The 16,343-nt window shown below is 70.9% G+C and carries 15 protein-coding genes and 1 pseudogene; 7 read left to right on the top strand and 9 right to left on the bottom strand.

Annotated features, from left to right (window positions below):
- Positions 1 to 39: 39 nt before the first annotated feature.
- A complete protein-coding gene (locus ACZ63E_RS41110; protein ID WP_465306191.1) occupies positions 40 to 852 on the bottom strand; it encodes a CPBP family intramembrane glutamic endopeptidase in 813 nt (270 codons plus the stop codon).
- Between the two features lie 22 nt (positions 853 to 874).
- On the opposite strand from ACZ63E_RS41110, the gene ACZ63E_RS41105 reads away from it, so the two are divergent.
- Positions 875 to 1,336 carry a PPOX class F420-dependent oxidoreductase gene (locus ACZ63E_RS41105; RefSeq protein WP_465341727.1) on the top strand — a complete coding sequence of 154 codons (462 nt, stop codon included), beginning with the start codon at positions 875 to 877 and terminating at the stop codon, positions 1,334 to 1,336.
- Here the strand turns inward: ACZ63E_RS41105 and ACZ63E_RS41100 are convergent.
- Complete coding sequence (locus ACZ63E_RS41100; protein ID WP_465341726.1) at positions 1,328 to 2,122, bottom strand: DUF2470 domain-containing protein; 795 nt, start codon at positions 2,120 to 2,122, stop codon at positions 1,328 to 1,330. The genes ACZ63E_RS41105 and ACZ63E_RS41100 overlap by 9 nt on opposite strands.
- 167 nt (positions 2,123 to 2,289) lie before the next feature.
- On the opposite strand from ACZ63E_RS41100, the gene ACZ63E_RS41095 reads away from it, so the two are divergent.
- Positions 2,290 to 3,318 (top strand): hypothetical protein, encoded by a 1,029-nt coding sequence (locus tag ACZ63E_RS41095; RefSeq protein ID WP_465341725.1) that lies wholly within the window; start codon positions 2,290 to 2,292, stop codon positions 3,316 to 3,318.
- Here the strand turns inward: ACZ63E_RS41095 and ACZ63E_RS41090 are convergent.
- The gene (locus tag ACZ63E_RS41090) at positions 3,285 to 4,520 is read right to left on the bottom strand and encodes an MFS transporter (protein ID WP_465341724.1); all 1,236 of its coding nucleotides are present in this window, start codon (positions 4,518 to 4,520) and stop codon (positions 3,285 to 3,287) included. The two genes, ACZ63E_RS41095 and ACZ63E_RS41090, sit on opposite strands and share 34 nt — an antisense overlap.
- Before the next feature lie 296 nt (positions 4,521 to 4,816).
- Here ACZ63E_RS41090 and ACZ63E_RS41085 point away from each other — a divergent pair, with 296 nt between their 5' ends.
- Positions 4,817 to 5,713, top strand: coding sequence for a LysR family transcriptional regulator (locus ACZ63E_RS41085; RefSeq protein WP_465341723.1), 897 nt, complete (start codon positions 4,817 to 4,819; stop codon positions 5,711 to 5,713).
- Here ACZ63E_RS41085 and ACZ63E_RS41080 read toward each other — a convergent pair.
- From ACZ63E_RS41080 to ACZ63E_RS41065, 4 genes and pseudogenes are all read right to left on the bottom strand, one after another.
- Complete coding sequence (locus tag ACZ63E_RS41080; protein ID WP_465341722.1) at positions 5,710 to 6,447, bottom strand: hypothetical protein; 738 nt, start codon at positions 6,445 to 6,447, stop codon at positions 5,710 to 5,712. The genes ACZ63E_RS41085 and ACZ63E_RS41080 overlap by 4 nt on opposite strands.
- On the bottom strand, positions 6,447 to 8,252 hold the full coding sequence (locus ACZ63E_RS41075) for a substrate-binding and vWA domain-containing protein (protein ID WP_465341721.1): 1,806 nt from the start codon (positions 8,250 to 8,252) through the stop codon (positions 6,447 to 6,449). Before ACZ63E_RS41075 ends, ACZ63E_RS41080 begins: the two co-directional genes overlap by 1 nt.
- A gap of 391 nt (positions 8,253 to 8,643) precedes the next feature.
- Positions 8,644 to 9,007: pseudogene (locus ACZ63E_RS41070) on the bottom strand (nSTAND1 domain-containing NTPase).
- A 465-nt stretch (positions 9,008 to 9,472) separates the two neighbouring features.
- Entirely contained in the window at positions 9,473 to 10,645 is a 1,173-nt protein-coding gene (locus tag ACZ63E_RS41065) for a homogentisate 1,2-dioxygenase domain-containing protein (protein WP_465341720.1), read from the bottom strand.
- A gap of 85 nt (positions 10,646 to 10,730) precedes the next feature.
- Between ACZ63E_RS41065 and ACZ63E_RS41060 the strand changes: the two genes are divergently transcribed.
- Positions 10,731 to 11,585 carry a hypothetical protein gene (locus tag ACZ63E_RS41060; RefSeq protein ID WP_465341743.1) on the top strand — a complete coding sequence of 285 codons (855 nt, stop codon included), beginning with the start codon at positions 10,731 to 10,733 and terminating at the stop codon, positions 11,583 to 11,585.
- Positions 11,582 to 12,217, top strand: a complete 636-nt coding sequence (locus ACZ63E_RS41055) for an IclR family transcriptional regulator (RefSeq protein WP_465341719.1) — start codon at positions 11,582 to 11,584, stop codon at positions 12,215 to 12,217. The genes ACZ63E_RS41060 and ACZ63E_RS41055 overlap by 4 nt, the downstream gene beginning before the upstream one ends.
- Here the strand turns inward: ACZ63E_RS41055 and ACZ63E_RS41050 are convergent.
- Positions 12,214 to 12,885, bottom strand: coding sequence for a DUF998 domain-containing protein (locus tag ACZ63E_RS41050; RefSeq protein WP_465341718.1), 672 nt, complete (start codon positions 12,883 to 12,885; stop codon positions 12,214 to 12,216). The two genes, ACZ63E_RS41055 and ACZ63E_RS41050, sit on opposite strands and share 4 nt — an antisense overlap.
- A 121-nt stretch (positions 12,886 to 13,006) precedes the next feature.
- Entirely contained in the window at positions 13,007 to 13,594 is a 588-nt protein-coding gene (locus tag ACZ63E_RS41045; protein ID WP_465307006.1) for a TMEM165/GDT1 family protein, read from the bottom strand.
- A 185-nt stretch (positions 13,595 to 13,779) separates the two neighbouring features.
- Between ACZ63E_RS41045 and ACZ63E_RS41040 the strand changes: the two genes are divergently transcribed.
- Positions 13,780 to 14,739 (top strand): S41 family peptidase, encoded by a 960-nt coding sequence (locus tag ACZ63E_RS41040; protein WP_465341717.1) that lies wholly within the window; start codon positions 13,780 to 13,782, stop codon positions 14,737 to 14,739.
- 80 nt (positions 14,740 to 14,819) lie between these two features.
- Positions 14,820 to 16,292, top strand: a complete 1,473-nt coding sequence (locus tag ACZ63E_RS41035) for a cytochrome ubiquinol oxidase subunit I (RefSeq protein WP_465341716.1) — start codon at positions 14,820 to 14,822, stop codon at positions 16,290 to 16,292.
- The last annotated feature ends 51 nt before the right edge of the window (positions 16,293 to 16,343 follow it).

The following is a 16,343-nucleotide window of genomic DNA, read 5'->3' as shown; positions in this document are numbered from 1 at the left end:
CGGGGAGGTGTCGTTTCGTCGATCACCACCCGAGCTTAGTCAGGGGAGCCAGGAAATGTGCCCCTTGAGCAGCGAGTACCCGACGAAAGAGACGAAGTCGAACAGCGTGTGGGCGGCCACCAGCGGCCACAGCCGGTTCGTCTTCTGCCACAGCCGCCCGAAGACGAGCCCCATGATGAAGTTGCCGACGAACCCGCCGAAGCCCTGGTACAGGTGGTACGACCCGCGCAGCACGGCGGCGCCGAACACCGCGTTGTTCTCCCGGACGCCCAGCTGGCGCAACCGGGTCAGCAGGTACCCGATCACGAGCACCTCCTCGGCGAAGGCGTTGCCGAACGCGGAGAGCGTCAACGTGATCGGCCGCCACCACGTGTTGCCCAAATTGGACGGTTGCACCGCCAGGCTGAACCCGAGGTGGTAGGAGAGGAAGTACAGCCCCAGGCCGGGGATCCCGATCAGCGCGGCGAGCACCACGGTCAGGAGCGTGTCGCGGCGGGGCGCGGTGCGGTCCAGCCCCACCTGCGTGATCTTGACGCCCGCGCGCCACAGCAGGTAGAGCCCGAGCGCGCCCCAGCCGATCAGCTGCGCCGCCGACAGCAGCTGCTTGAGCAGGTCGATCAGGCCCAGCGTGGCCTGGGGGACGTTGAGCTTCGCCGGCTGCTGGGCCAGCGGGATCGGCTTCAGCAGTGAGTCCACAAGGGACAGCAGGCTGCTCACGCCGGACAGGCCGAGCGTGATCCCGAAGACGATCAGCAGCTCGAGCTTGACCGCCTTGCGCTCCCGCGGGTCCTCGATCGTGACGGGGAAGTCCGGCCGGGCCGGGGCCAGCCACGATCGCGCGGTGAAGGTCATGTCCGCACGCTACCTTCGGGGTATGCCCAGGACTATCGCCACCAACAAAACCGTCGACCGCGCCGCGCTCGTCGAGTTCCTGTCCACCCGCCACCGCGCGATCCTGCTGGCCACGAAGGCCGACGGGAGCCCGCAGCTCTCGCCGGTCACCTGCGGGGTCGACGCCGAAGGCCGGCTGGTCATCTCGACCTACCCCAAGCGCGCCAAGGTCGTGAACATCAAGCGCAACCCGCAGGTGTCCGCCTGCATCCTGTCCGACGAGTGGAACGACCAGTGGGTCCAGCTCAACGGCACCGCCGAGGTGCTGGACATCCCGGACTCGGTCGAGCCGCTCGTCGAGTACTTCCGCGCCATTTCGGGTGAACACCCGGACTGGGACGAATACCGCGAGGCCATGGTCAAGCAGGGCAAGAGCATCATCCGCGTGACGATCGAGAGCTGGGGCCCGCTGGCCAAGGGCGGCTTCCCCGCCGAACTAGCCTGACGTCCCCCGCAGGAACGGGCAGCCGACCAGCCGCCGCAGCTCCATCGCGAGCTGCGGCGGGCTCTCGACGGACTTCGAAAACGCCAGCCGGACGTCGTGGTCACCCGCGTCGGACTCGACGCGCAGCCGCAGCCCGAAGCGGTCCAGCCCGAGCGGGCGGATCCGGCCGCCGCGCAGGTCTGCCGGCAGGTGCTTGGCCAGCTGTTCGACGACGTCGGAGTGGTCGCTCTCCAGGTGCCGCAGCCACTGGGCCTCGTAGTCGTGGAACGGGTCCGGCGGCGCCGCGCTGAACATGTGCGGCCGCAGCGAGTGGGTGCCTTCGGCGTCGGCGAGCACGAGGGACGCCGGCGTGAGCCGCAGCAGCGTCACGCCGTGGCCGACGTCGAGGAGCCGCTCGTCCGGCCGGGACTCGGCGATCGCCACCGCCCGCGCGCGGGCCGAAACCGGCGAGAGCGGCCGCAGCCAGCCGGTGATCCACAGCAGCCCGCGGATCGGCTCCCGCAGCTCGACCGGCGCCTGGTCGGCGAGCTCGACCATCACGGCCAGCTCGCCGCGCTGGGTCTGCTTGGCCGCGGCGACCATCGGGTGGTCGTCGGGCAGCAGCACGCTGACACTCCCGCTGTGGTGCACGTGGTGCAGGACCGGGACGACGCGCTCGCCGTCGAGACCGGCGCGTTCGCACGTCGGCATGAGCGACGCCGGCCCGTTGCGGGTGGCGATCGTCTTGGCGCGCTCGGCGGGGTTCGGTGCCGGCGGGCGGCGGATGGATGTCGGTGCCTCGGTCACGGCTCACCTCCTACTTAGGTGAGCCTAACCTGAATCCGGTGGTCTGGATAGTCACCCGGTTGCGGTGACGGTCACGTCGGCGCTCCGCTGAACGGAGCATCGGGTAACGCCGATGACCGCTTTCCCGAAAAGGCCGGTGACCAGTGCCGACACGGTGGGGGCTCAGCGTGCAGATCGTCCCGGTTCCCGAACGCGTGCGCGCGTTCGAGTTCGACCCCGCCATGCCGTCCGGCGCCGTGCCGATCTTCGGCGAGTACCTCGACCGGATCGGCCGCAGCGCGGCGAACGGCCGCCTGCTGACCTGGGTCCTCCCGCTGGTCGGGATCGCCCCGTTCCTCAGCGGCGCCGGGCTCGCGCTGACGCTGGGCACGATCGCGCTGGCCGGCTCGGTCGTGACGTGGTGGCTCTACCGGGCGCACCTCTGGGTGCCGGAAACGCGGCTGAAGCGGGAGCCGTTCCGCCAGGTGGAGATCGCGCCCGACGGGCTGGTCGCCGCCGGGCGGGCGGTCGGCGTCCGCCTGCCGGACGGCCGCTGGCTGCGCGTCCGGCTCGACGAGGCGGACCGGCTGCTGCTGGCCGGGCACCGGCGGGTGTGGCTGCTGGGCCGCGGCGCGAAGGTGTTCGTCGGCCTCTCCGGCGTGGTCCGGGTGCGCCGCGCCCGGATCTTCGACGCGCCGCCGTCGGGTGCGGTCGCCGTGCCGCCCGTGGTGGCGTCCGGCTCGCCGCGGCTCGACCCCGTGCTGGCCGCGCACCGCCGCCGGATCGCCCGCGAACTGCGCGCGACGGCCGCTTTCCTGCTGGTCCTGGCCGGGTTTGCGGTGTGGGTGCGGTACGACTTCCCGGTGACGAAGTGGGCCGCGCTGACCGTCACGGCGGGCGCGCTGCTCGGCGCGCTCGTGACGGCGTTGCGAGCGGTCGCCCACCGCCGTCCGCTCCCGGCGGACCACTGGACGGAGCTGCGCGCGGTCCTGGACGGTCCGGTCCGCATGGGCCGCCACGGCGCGGCCCGGCTGAGCGGCCTCACGATGCTGGCCGACGGAACCGTGGTCGGCTTCCGCCTGCACAAGGCGGACCCGTCTATGGCGGCCAACATCGCGGCGACGGGCCGGCTGTGGATCGCGGGAGTCCCGAGGCCGGGCGCGGCGAAGACAGGCGTGCCCGGCTACCCGGTGCTCGGCACGGTCTGGCTCGGCTGAGCGGGCGTCCGGTCCCGGCGCGGCAGGAACAGCGGCGTCACCAGCACCAGCACCCCGGCAACGCCGATCGCGACGCGCGGGCCGGTGAAGCTCGCGAGGACACCCCACAGCGCGGTCAGCGCGGCGATCGACGCCTTGGTGCTGACCGACCACGCCGAGAGCGTGCTCGCGACGCGGTCCGCCGGCAGCTGCTCGAGCCGGTAGGTCGCGAGCACCGGGTTGAACACGCTGCAGGACACGATCAAGCCGAGCTCGACGACCATGACGAAGGCGAGCCCACCGGCGCCGGCCGGAAGGAAGGCCAGCGCGAGCAGCCAGCACGCCCGGACGGCGCCGGAGACCAGCAGGATCGGGTGCTTGCCGAACCGCTGGACGAGCCGTGGCGTCAGCCGTGAACCGGCGAGCCCGCCGAGGCACGGCACCGCGAAGGCGAGCCCGTACTGCCACGGCGTGAACCCGAGCTGGTTCAGCATCAGCACGGCGAGCAGCGGTTCGGTGCCCATGATCAGGCCGTTGAACAGCAGGACGTTGAAGTACAGCGGCCGCAGCCCGGGGTGCGTCAGGATCGTGCGCCACCCCTCGGCGAGGTCCCGCGCACGCAGCCGGCTGGTCTGCCGCGGCCGTGGTTCACCGCCGCCGATCGCCCGGATCCCCAGCGCGGAGAGCAGAAAGCTGACGGCGTTGGCGGCCACCGACGTCACCGGCCCGAAGAGCGCGAAGGCGGCCCCACCGAGCGGCGGCCCGAGCGCGGTGGCGGTCCAGTTCGTCGACTCGAACCGCCCGTTCGCGACCAGCAGATCTTCGGGCGGCACCAGGCCTTTCAGAAAGGCACCGCTGGCCGAGGTGAAGGTGATGTCCGCCGCGGCGACGACCACCGAGACGACGAGAAGCTGTCCGAAGCTCAGTGACCCGAGGGCATAACAGGCGGGCACGCTGATCAGCGCGGCGAACCGGACGAGGTCCATGGCCACGAGCACCGGCCGCTTCCGCCGCCGATCGACCCAGGGCCCCATCGGCACGGCCACCAGAGCCCCGACCGCGGGCCCGACGGCAGCGAGCGCGGAGACGGCCGCGGGTCCGACGTGCAGCACGAGGATCGCGAGCATGGGAAAGGCCCCGAAGCCGAGCCAGGTCCCGAACGCGCTCACGGCATAAGCCGTCCACAGCCACCTGAACCGCCGCCCGAGCCGCCTGCGCATCACCGGAGGATCAAAGCGAAGCGAGGTGCGGGGATCAAACAACCGTGCCGTCGGCGCGCCACAACCCCGCGTTGTGCGGCCCGGTCCGGCTCGCCCGGGAGAGGCAACACTCGGGGCGGCGCACGTAGGGCGATCGTCGAGTCGGCCGGCACCGACCAATCCCTTCGACCCCGCCCGGGCATCGGAGAACCGGCGGACCTGTTCGCCGGTGCGGACCGGGAGCAGGTCCTCGATCAACGCCCATTGATCGTCTGAGAGCAACTGAAACCTTTGTCGGACACGCCCTAGAGTCGTCCGCTGTGGACCTCGTTGCCGTGCGCACCTTCGTCACCGCCGTGGAGACGGGGCGGTTCCAGGACGCCGCGGCCGACCTCGCGATCACGCAGCAAGCCGTGTCGAAGCGCATTGCCGCGTTGGAGAAGTCGCTTGGGGCGCGGTTGTTCACGCGCACCGCGCGCGGAGCCGTGCTCACCCGTGAGGGTGCGGCCTTCCTGCCGCACGCCCGCGAGCTGCTCTCCGCCGAGGCGCGAGCACTCGCGTCGGTCCGCACCGGGCCGCTCCGGGTCGACGTCATCGGCCGGCGGCTGTGCCCGGCGGCGCTCCTGCGCGGGTTCCACGAGGCTCATCCGGACGTCGCGCTGGAGGTCGTCACGCTGTTCGACACCGCGATCGCCGCGATCCAGGAGGGCTCGGTCGACGCGTCGTTCCGCGCCGTCGCCGAGCTCCCCGATGACCTCGACGCGCAGTGGGTGTTCGACGAGCCGATCCAGCTGTTGTGCGGACCCGCGCACCCGCTGGCCGCGGCGACTTCGGTGACGCTGGCGGAGCTGGCCGGCCACCGGATCTGGATGCCCGGCGTTGTGCCCGGAACCGAGTGGGGTGCCTACTACGCCGAATTCACCACCGCGTTCGGGCTGTCGATCGACGCCGCCGGGCCGAACTTCGGCACCGAGGTCGTGCTCGACACGATCGCGGAGTCGCCGAAGGTGGCCACCCTGGTCGGGGCCGAAAGCCGAGTTCTCTGGCCGGCGGAGCACGACCTGCGACGCGTCCCGATCGAGCGTCCGACGCCCGTGTACCCGCATTCACTGCTCTGGCGCCGAGGCAACGCGCACCCGGCGCTGGCGGCCCTGCGCGGACACCTCGGAAAGGGCGAGCGCGCGGCCGGCGCGTGGCGGCCCGGCTGGGCGCACTAGCCCAGGGATTTCCGCGTCGCCTGTTCCGTCTCGAGGACACCCTGCCGGATGCCCTCCAGCTGGTCGCTCAGCTCGCGCACCGCGCCGGTGTCCACCGCGACGTCCGTGGTCGCCGCCGTCAGCTCGGCGACGCGCGCCACCAGACTGTCCAACCCGAGCGCCCCCGACTGCAGCTGGGCCAGCAGCTTGTCGCGCGCGCCGGACAGCCGTGCGTGGACGTCCGCCTGGGCCTGGACCGCCGCCAGTGCCTGCTCGAGGTCGCCGCGGACCTCCTCGGGAGCCGACGGCAGTGACTTCTCCAGCCGTCGCCGTTCCCGTGTCACGGCCTCGAGGTCGACGCGGGCGAGAGCGTTGCCGGTGGCCGAGGCGCGGCCGGCCAGCCGCCGGAGCGTTGTCAGCGTTTCCTGTACCACCGGCTCCATGTCCGCGACGCGGTCGGCGAGCGGGCCGGGGTCGAGGGACGCGCTGAGCGAGCCGAACCCGTCGGCCGCGCCCTCGGCTCGGCGCAGCCAGTTCGCTTCGGACGAGCCAGGTACGACGTCGAGCACCCGCGCTTCACGCCGTTCCGGCTCCGGCTCACGACCCAGCGAAGCCACCCCTGCGCGGGCGGCCAGTACCGCTATGCCGATGCCGACGGCGGCGACGACCGGCAGCTGCACGGCCCATGCCACCCCCGCCGAGGTGGCGGCGAACAGCAGTCCCCACGGTTCGGCGAGCTCACGGGCGAACTTCATCAGAAGTTGGAGATCACGGACGTGAACACCTGGTTGATCGAGTCCGGTTTGGACGAGTCGTACTCCGATCCTTCGGTCGCTTCCGCGATCTGCTTCAGCACGTCCTGGTCGGCGTCCGCGCCGTAGGCGATCGTGAACAGCCGGACGGTCTCCGAGTTGCCCTCCGGGCGCAGCTGCGGCAGCAGGTGCTCGATGTCGACGCCGCCGGAGTCCTCGTTGCGGCCGTCGGTCAGCACGACCACCGCGTTGATCGCCGACGGGTCGACGTGCGCCTTCATGTACTCGTACGCGGCCAGCGACGAGTCGTACAACCCCGTGCCGGACTGCGGGGTCAGCCCGCTCAGCCGCATCGCGAGGGTCTCCTTGCCGCTGGTCCCGAGCGCCTGGACCGGCACCAGCTCCTGGTAGTCCTTCTCCCCGTCGAGGCGGGTCGAGAACTGCCAGAGCCCGACCTGGTCTCGCGGCACGAACTGGCCGAGCGCGTCGATCGCGGCCTGCTTGGCCAGGTCGATCTTGCTCTTGCCGGTGCCCTTCGCCTCTTCCCCCATCGAGCCGGAGACGTCGACGACGAGCAGCACGTTCGCCTTCTTGCGCAGGTCCGTCCAGGTCGTCAGCAGCTTCGCCAGCACCGAGGGCCCCGGCGGCCGGAGGAAGGTGATCTTCGCGTCCGCCTGGACGCCGTTGGCCGTCGTCGCCTGCGGGCCGGGTTTGCCGTCGAAGGTGCGGAAGCCGAGGTTGAGGAACTTCGGCTGCGCGTCCGGCCCGCGCAGGTAGTTCAGGAAGTCCGCGGCGATCTGCTTGCGGGTCGGGTCGGCCCAGTTCAGCGTGACGAACGGGTGGTCGGAGTTGAGCGTGCCGTCCGCCGGGTAGATCGCGACGAGCGGCACCTTCGGCGGCGCGTGCTGGCCGACCTTCGCGGGGTCGTTTGTCGGGTTGCCCTGGTTGTAGCCGATCAGCGAGCTCTCCTCGACGGTCACCGCCGAGATGTAGGACAGCGCCGCGCCGCGGTCGTCGGCCTTCTGCAGGTTCGTCAGAAACGTGAGCGTGTTGTCGCCGTAGTGCACGATCGCCTGCTCGATGTTCGAGACGAACTGCTTCGCCTCGGGCTTCTCGAGCGCGGCCGCGGTGAGGTCGGACGACGTGCCGGTGGCCGCGTAGTACGCGCCGATGGTGGCGTTCAGCCCGGCGGTCGAGATGTTCGGGTTCGTCTTGCCCAGCCGGAACTTCCCCCACTCCGGGTGGCCGTACTTGGCCCAGCCCGCCGGGTCGGTCGCGAGCGTGGCGAGGTCCTTCCAGCCGATCGGCTTCGCCGGCCAGCCCAGCGCTTCGGCCATCGGCTTCGGCATGGCGACGGTCAGCGGCGAGTTCGCGATCGACTGCGGATCACCGTCGGGCACGATCGTCCCGGTGTCGCCCTTCGCGTTGACGCGCAGCAGGTTGACCCAGCCGCTCGCGGCCGGCGTCCAGACGTCGGGGCGCGGCCCGTCGGTGGCCTCGTTCCAGCCGTTGGCGAGCGCCTGCATGGCGATGCCCGACGACTTCGACTTCACGACGACGTCGACGCAGTGCCCGGCGACCGTCCGGCCGGAGTAGGCCTTCGCGACCTCCTGGACGATGCCGACCTTCTCGGGCGACGACGCGACGTTCAGCGCGATCGCGTCCGAGCCGGTGCACTTCGGCGCGTCGGCTTCGTCCGAGCCGCTGGTCCAGGCCCGGATCCCGATGATCAGTCCCGCCGCCACGACGATGGCGGCCAGGAACGGGAGAATCTTTCTCTTTCGGCGGGCAGGCTGGGAATTGATCATCGAACCCCCACTTCACGTCGGATGACCATTATCCGGCGGGAGCGGGGTGGCCGGGGGTGTGTTGCCGAACCGTTGCGCGGAAAACCCGGCAGGAGCGGGCGGGGTGACGGCCTTTTTGCCGCCACCCCATTTTGTTTCGCATTCACAACTATGCGTTCGTCGAAACCCTCGATCGGCCGCCGCGGCGGTGCGTCCTTTCTTCGGCGCCGCGCAGCCGCACCGAAGCCTGGAGGAACCCGCGTTCGGCCGCGCGTCGGCCCGCTGCGCCCACGTCAGCGCTTCGTCGAGCCGTGCGCCCGGTAAAGCGTGGCCGGTTCGCCGCCCGCGGTTTCCCACAGCGTGGTCGCCTCGGTGAGCCGTCGGTGGACGCGCAGCGCGCCGCGATCCGCCGTCAGCCAGCCGCGCAGCCGGGACCAGCCGTGACCAGCCGGGCCCGTACGAACCGCTCCACGAGCGTCGAGTCCAGCTCGGCGTGCGGGACGCGCCGCCGGGTGTCCGCGGTGCCTTCGCCGAAGGTGACCAGGCGCAGGAACAGGTCCCTGGCCACGGACTTCTCCGGCGGCGTCGTAACCGGCGAGCGTCAGCGTGACCCCCGGAGTCTCCCGCCAGGTCCGGCGCAGGGCCTCCGTTGCGAACGGCAACGCTCCCGGCTGCCGCGCGACCTCGGCCACCAGCGTCGCGACCAGCGCGTTCTCCAGTCCGCGGCCGGCGTCCGCCGCGGGGCCGAGAACGAGATGCCGGAGACAGGAGTCCACGAAGTCGTCACGCACCCCGAGGACGACCCGCGCCGGGGCTTTCCGCCCGCCCGCGGCGTCGGACAATGTCCCCGCCGAGTAATGCGCCCGTTTCCCCAGTTCGCGATAGGGCGGGCTGCCCGCCTTATCGCGCAATCGCCGTAAATCATCGGCGAACTGTGACAAAACCTCGTCGTCCGTATCGATCGGCCGTTCCCACGCGGCATTACGCCACCCCCGTTGGCGTATTCCATACTGGAGGGGAACGATGAACAGCAACACGATGAAGCGGGCTGGCGGGGGCCGCCACGGCCGCGGCCGCCGAGGCGCCGAGGCGCCGAAGAATCCGACCGTGCACTCGGCGCTGCCGGGCTCGGGCGTGCGTCCGGGTCGACTACGGCCGCAGCGGCGCGTGGACGCACTGCTCGGACGCCGCCGACTACGGCCCGGGCCCCTCCTCGCGACCGCGGGGAGGGGCCCCCGCCGTCAGCTCTTGGGCCCGCGGCGCGACCACGTCCACGCGTAACCGGGGTCTTCGGACGCGTCGGCGGCCTCACCGAGCTCCAGCGGCGCGAATGTGTCGACCATGACCGCGGTTTCGTCGAAGAACTCCGCGCCGATCGACGCCTCCGCCGCGCCCGGCTGCGGGCCGTGCGTGAACCCGGACGGGTGCAGCGAGAGCGAGCCGACGCCGATCCCCGAGCCCTTGCGGGCCTCGTAGTTGCCGCGCACGTAGAACATCAGCTCGTCGGAGTCGACGTTCGCGTGGTTGTACGGCACCGGGATCGAGTCTTCGTGGTAGTCGACCTTCCGCGGGCAGAAGGAACACACGACGAAGTTCGGACCCTCGAACGTCTGGTGCACGGGCGGCGGCTGGTGCACGCGCCCGGTGATCGGCTCGAAGTCGTCGATGTTGAACACCCAGGGGTAGAGGCAGCCGTCCCAGCCGACGACGTCGAACGGGTGCGTCGCGTACGTGTAGCGCGTCAGGCCGGCGCGGTGGCGCACGAGCACCTCGACGTCCTCGCCGTCGGCCAGCAGCGGCTCGGACGGACCCCGGACGTCGCGCTCGCAGTACGGCGAGTGCTCCAGGAACTGGCCCTTCGCGGACAGGTACCGCTTCGGCGGCCCGATGTGCCCGCGCGCTTCGAGCGTGAAGAGGCTGACCTCGCCGTGGGGCAGGACGCGGTAGGTGCACGACGTCGGGATCACCAGGTAGTCGCCGTCGCCGACCTCGAGGCTGCCGTAGATCGTCTCGACCGTCGCGGAGCCGCCGTGGACGTAGAACAGCTCGTCGCCGGCCGCGTTGCGGTAGAGCGGGCTGGGCGCGGTCGCCGTGACGAACCCGATGGTGACGTCGTTGTTGCCGAACAGCCGCCGCCGGTCGGTCACTGCGTCGGTGTCGCCGCCGAACTTGAGGTCCTGGGTCTTGAACGCGCGCGGCTTGAGCGGGTGGTTCGGCGTGAGCGAGCCGCGGTCCTCCTCGACGGCCACGGCGTCGACGATCGCCGTCGGCAGGCCGCGGTGGTAGAGCAGCGCGGAGTCGGCGGAGAAGCCCTCGACGCCCATCAGCTCCTCGGCGTAGAGGCCGCCGTCCGGCTTCCGGAACGCGGTGTGCCGCTTGTGCGGGATCTCGCCTACCCGCCGGTAGTAAGGCATCGACAACCCCTTCTGAAGCGTCCGCTTTGCGAACGATTTTGTCCTCATGTCGTACGCTACTAGCGTGTCATTCGTGTCAAGCGCTGTGGAACTCACGCCCCCCGGCCCCCGTGGGATTCCTCCCCTGTTCGCGAGGCTCGTCGACGACTCGGCGCTGTTCCCTCCGGGCGATGCGGCCATGCCCGAAGCCCTGCGCGCGCACTTCGCGAGCCGGGAGTCCGAACACGCAGGTGTACTGGGGGTTTTTCTCTGTCAGGCCTCGCGGCTGCCCGAGCTGATCACCGAGCTGATCAAGATCAAGCCGAAGCAGCCGCTGCCGCTGTCGCTGATCATCGACACCGGTCTCGGCGGCGTGCCGAAGGCGATCTCGATCGTCGAGTCGCGCAGTGAGCTGCTCGCGCTGCGGATGGTCGAGATGCCCGCGCCGTCGGACGTCGACGAGGTCTGGCTGGAGCGGGTCTCGGAGTTCGTCCCCGAGGACGTCATCCGCGTCGTCGAGCCGCGCCGCGGCGTCGGCTGGCTGGACGGCGTCCGCAAGGTGATCGAGCACGGCAGCTGGCCGAAGATCCGCTGCGGCGGCCAGGCCGGGGAGAACTTCCCCAGCGTCGACGAGGTCGCGGACTTCCTCGCCGTGGTCAGCGGGTCCAGCGGTGCGTCGTTCAAGGCGACGAACAGCCTGCACCGCGCGGTGCGGCACGCGGACCCGGACACCGGGTTCGTGCACCACGGCTTCCTCAACCTGCTGGTGGCCTCCGGGCGCAGCCTCTCCGGCGGCGACGTCCGGGGCGCGCTGGAGTCGACCGACGCCGAAGCGCTGGCCGACGAGGCTCGCGGGTTGTCCGAGCAGGCCGCGAAGGCCGTCCGGGCACTCTTCGCGTCGTACGCAGCCGCGTCGTTCGAGCAGCCGGTCGCCGACATGGGCGAACTCGGCTTGCTGTGACCGGCCGGGAGGGGTCACTGACGCTCGACCGGGGCTTGGCGCTGCTGCAGGCGGTCGCCGACGCCGGCGGGGACGCGGCGACCATCTCCGAGCTGGCCGTGGCCATCGGGGCCAGCCGCGCCGCCGTCTACCGGCTGCTCGTGCCGCTGTCGGAGCGCGGGCTGGTCTGGCGCGACGGCACCAAGGTGCGGCTCGGCGTCGGCCTGCTCCGGCTGGCCGGGCAGGTGCTGCCGCAGCTGCGGGACGCGGCCGGCCCGGTGCTGCGCGAGCTGGCCGAGAAGGTCGGCGCGACGGCGCACCTGTCGGTCGCGCAAGGGGAGCAAGCGCTTGCGGTGGCCGTCGTCGAGCCCTCCTGGACGAGCTTCCACGTTGCCTATCGCGTCGGCAGCCGGCACGCGCTGAGTGCGGGCGCGGCCGGCAAGGCGATGACCCTGCGGCCCGGCGGTGACGGCTGGGTGACCTCGGCCGGTGAGCTCGAAGCGGGCGCGTCCGGCGTCGCGGCGCCCGTGCGCGGGGTGCCGGGGCTGAAGGCCAGCGTGGGAGTCGTCTCGATGGAGCCGCTCAAGGCGGCCGAGGTGGGCCCGCAGGTGCTCGCGGCCGCCGTCCGGCTGGCGGACATCCTGCGCGCTTAGCGGCGCGAGACCGCCAGCAGCGGCCGGACCATGGTCAGCAGCAGGGCGACGTCGATGCTGAACAGCAGGCGCTCGAACAGGCCCAGCGTGACGTCCTGCTGCGTGGGGCCGACGACGAGCGTGATGACGAACCCGCCGAGCACCACGGCGATGCTGGCGAAGCTCGCCGTCGCGAGCCGCCGGATCGTCGTCCGCCGCGGCTCCCACGGGCAGCGCTCACGGCCGCGCCTGGTCAGCACGAACGCGGCGGCGGGCAGCGCGACGAACGCCGTGAGCGCGGCGATGTTGTGCACCTGCCCGGACAGCGTGCGCGCCTGCCCGTCCGGGTCGACGGGCACGAGCCCGCACACGAGCAGCCCGGCCGACCAGACGCCGAGCAGCACGCAGACGGCGGTGGTGCCCGGCCGGTGCGCCTTGGCGATGCCGGCGAGCAGGGCGACCGAGCCGAGGGAGAGCGCCAGGCACATCACGCTGAAGAGCGGCGCGGCCGAGCCGTGCCCGAGGCGGCCGTAGACGTACTCCGACAGCGTCTGCCAGACCGGGCTGACCTGGCCCGACAGCCGCAGGTGCAGGTCGATCGAGATGGCCACGGCGAGGCCGATCCCGCCGAGCGCCAGCCGGCCGTGCACCGGCGAGACTGCGGCGGACCGGGGCTTCACTGCGGTCACCTGCGTTCTCCTGGCCTGTCGGGGACACGGCTGAGGGCAAGGTGGTGTTCACCTTGCCCTCACCCTTTTGTTCCCGAAAGGTTACCGCGTGACCCTGTGAAGGAGCTGTACGCCTCCGTGCTCAGAATGCGAGCTGCAGCAGCGCGAAGGCCGCGAACCCGGCAAACAGGAACCCGGCGCAGCGCTGGATCAGCTTCGGGCGGATCCGGTCGCGGATCTTCGCGCCGATGAAGACGGCCAGGCCGGCGACCACGACGAGCGCGGCGAAGGCGCCGACACCGACCGCGACGGGGTTGCCGATCCGGGCGGCGAGACTGGCCGTCGCGAGCTGGGAGGCGTCACCCCACTCGGCGGCGAAGAGCACCCCGAAGGACGTCATCGCGGAGCGCATGAAGGACAGCGGCGTGGGGCCGACGCGCGAAGCGTCGTCGCCGGCTTCGTCCCCTTCGCGGAATCCCTCGCGAAGGAGCATGAAAGAGCCGAGACCGAACATCGCGGCGACGACCAGGGAAAGGACCAGGTCCGGCAACAGCGTCAGCACACTGCCGAACGCGACGGCGATGACACATTGCACGGCGAACGCCGCGCACACCCCGGCGAAAACCGGCCAGCCGCGGAAACGGGTGGTCAGCACCAGGGTGGCCACCAGCGTCTTGTCCGGCAGCTCCACGGCGAGGACCAGGCCGAACGCGCTGATCAACGCCACCATCGCGGCAGTCATGAGTAATTTCGCCCCTTTCACTGCAACGATAAAGGGGCGATTCGGAACGCCGCAAGCTGATGGCTTCCGCGAATTCGGCCGATCGGCGGTCATGAATTTGTCATCCAGCCGGGACGCACAATTTTCTTCGGTGCGCCGAATTTTGGTTTGTGCCCTGCGGTAGGTTGACGGGCATGGGGTCAGAGGCGCGTGTCGCGCAGGTCAACGAGGTCATCCGCCGGCTGGAGGAGCACTACGTGTTCCCCGACGTCGCGGCGAAGCTGTCGGAGGTGCTTCGCCAGCGTCTCGGCGACGGCGCGTACGCCGGTCTGAGTGACGCCGAATTCGCGACGCTCGTCACAGCCGACCTGCAGTCGGTGAACGGCGACCAGCACCTGCGGCTGCGCCACCACCCCGAGCCGGTGGCCGAAGACGGCGACGAGGCGATGAACTCCGAGGGGTTCCGGATCGAAGCCGAGCTCGAGGGCTTCGGCATCGCGGAGGTGCGGCGGCTGCCGGGCAACGTCGGCTACCTCGACACGACGCTGCTCTACCCGCCCGAGCTGGCCGGGCCCGCGATCGCGGCGGCGATGACCCTGCTCGCGCCCACCGACGCGCTGCTGCTCGACGTGCGCCGCAACCGCGGCGGCACCCCCGGGACGAGCGCGTTGCTCCAGACCTACCTCGTCGACGAGCAGGTCCACTACCTCGACATCTACGAGCGCGAAGGCCACCGCACGACGCAGATGTGGACCCTGCCCTACGTCCCGGGCCTGCGGTTCGGCAGCACGAAGCCGGTCTGGGTGCTGACCGGCCCGAAGACGTTCTCCGGCGGCGAGGACCTGGCGTTCTCGCTGCAGCAGCAGGGCCGCGCGAAGACGGTGGGGGAGGCCACGCGCGGTGGCGCCCACCCGCGTGAGCAGTACAAAGTGGACACCTACCTCGACGTGACCGTGTCGATCGCGCGGTCGATCCACCCGGAGACGGGGGAGAACTGGGAAGGCGTCGGCGTCCGCCCGGACCTCCCAGTGGCCGCGGACCAGGCGTTCGACACGGCGTACGAGCTGGCGCTCGCGCACGTGCTCGAGCTGGGTGACGAGGGCCCGCGCCGGGCGGTCGCCGACGAGGCGCGGCTCGCACTCACCCGTTCGTAGCTCACCCAGGACGTTGGTCCTGGGCGGAACGGGACCACTTGAACTGGTCGGGTCCCGGCCTCCGGAGCACGCTGGACCACGTGGAGGTCCTTGAGCTAGCGCGGTGGCAGTTCGGCATCACCACCGTCTACCACTTCCTGATGGTCCCGCTGACCATCGGGCTGTCGATCCTGGTCGCGGCGATGCAGACCCGCTGGGTCCGCACCGGCGATCCGCGGCACCTGAAGATGACCAAGTTCTGGGGCAAGCTGCTGCTGGTCAACTTCGCCATGGGCGTGGTGACCGGCATCGTGCAGGAGTTCCAGTTCGGGATGAACTGGAGCGCGTACTCGCGCTTCGTCGGCGACGTCTTCGGCGCGCCGCTCGCGATGGAAGGGCTCGTCGCGTTCTTCGTCGAGTCGACGTTCCTCGGCCTGTGGATCTTCGGCTGGGACCGCCTGCCGAAGAAGGTGCACCTGGCGTGCGCGTGGGCGTTTTCGCTGGCCACGATGGCCTCGGCGTACTTCATCCTGGCCGCGAACTCGTGGATGCAGCACCCGGTCGGCGTCACGTTCGAGAACGGCAAGCCGACGATGAACTCGATCTGGGCGGTGCTGACGAACAACACGGCCCTGGCCGCGATCCCGCACACCCTGGCCGGCGCGTTCTCGGTGGCGGCGGCGTTCCTGGTCGGCATCGCGGGCTGGCACCTGTGGCGGCGTCGCACGAACCAGGACGTCTGGCGGTCGTCGCTGCGTCTCGGCGGCTGGGTCGGCATCGCGGCGTTCGCGGTGCTGGCGATCACCGGGGACACGCAGGGCAAGCTGATGTTCGAGCAGCAGCCGATGAAGATGGCGTCGGCGGAAGCCCTGTGCCACACGGAACAGCCGGCGAGCTTCTCGATCATCGCGATCGGCGACGTCGCGGGGTCCAACTGCGAGGACGTCAAGACGTTCAACGTCCCGGCGCTGCTGTCCTTCCTGGCGCACAACGACTTCAAGACCGAGGTCAAGGGCGTCGAGGACCTGGTCACGGAGTACCAGGCGAAGTACGGCACGAACTACCCGGACGACCCCTCGCTCGGCTCGCTGGCCGGCAAGCCGATCGACTACGTGCCGAACCTGCCGGTGACGTACTGGGGCTTCCGCATGATGATCGGCTTCGGCGCGATCTCGGCGGGCATCGGCCTCCTGGCGCTCTGGCTGACGCGCCGAGACCGGATTCCGACCGGCCGCTGGTTCCCGCTGCTGGTGCTGCTCGGCGTGGCCACCCCGTTCCTGGGCAACAGCGCGGGCTGGATCTTCACGGAGATGGGCCGTCAGCCGTTCGTGGTGGTCCCCAACCCGAGCGGTGTGGACGGGGTCTGGATGTTCACGGCCCAGGCGGTGTCCCGGCTGACGACCGGCGAGGTCTGGACGTCCTTGATCGCCCTGACCACGGTGTACGCGGCACTGGGAGTGGTGGAGCTGTACCTGATGCGCAAGTACATCCGCGGCGGCGTCGAAGCGGTGATGCCCCCGGAGAAAAAGGACTCCGACCAGGCCGACGGCGACACACTCGCCTTCGCGTACTGAGGGGGACACCATGTCAAACCCACAGGTCAGGGGCTGTGCAGCAGCCCCCGG

It is taken from the genome of Amycolatopsis sp. NPDC104819 (assembly GCF_055583145.1).
This window is presented reverse-complemented; position numbering and strand designations above follow the sequence as displayed.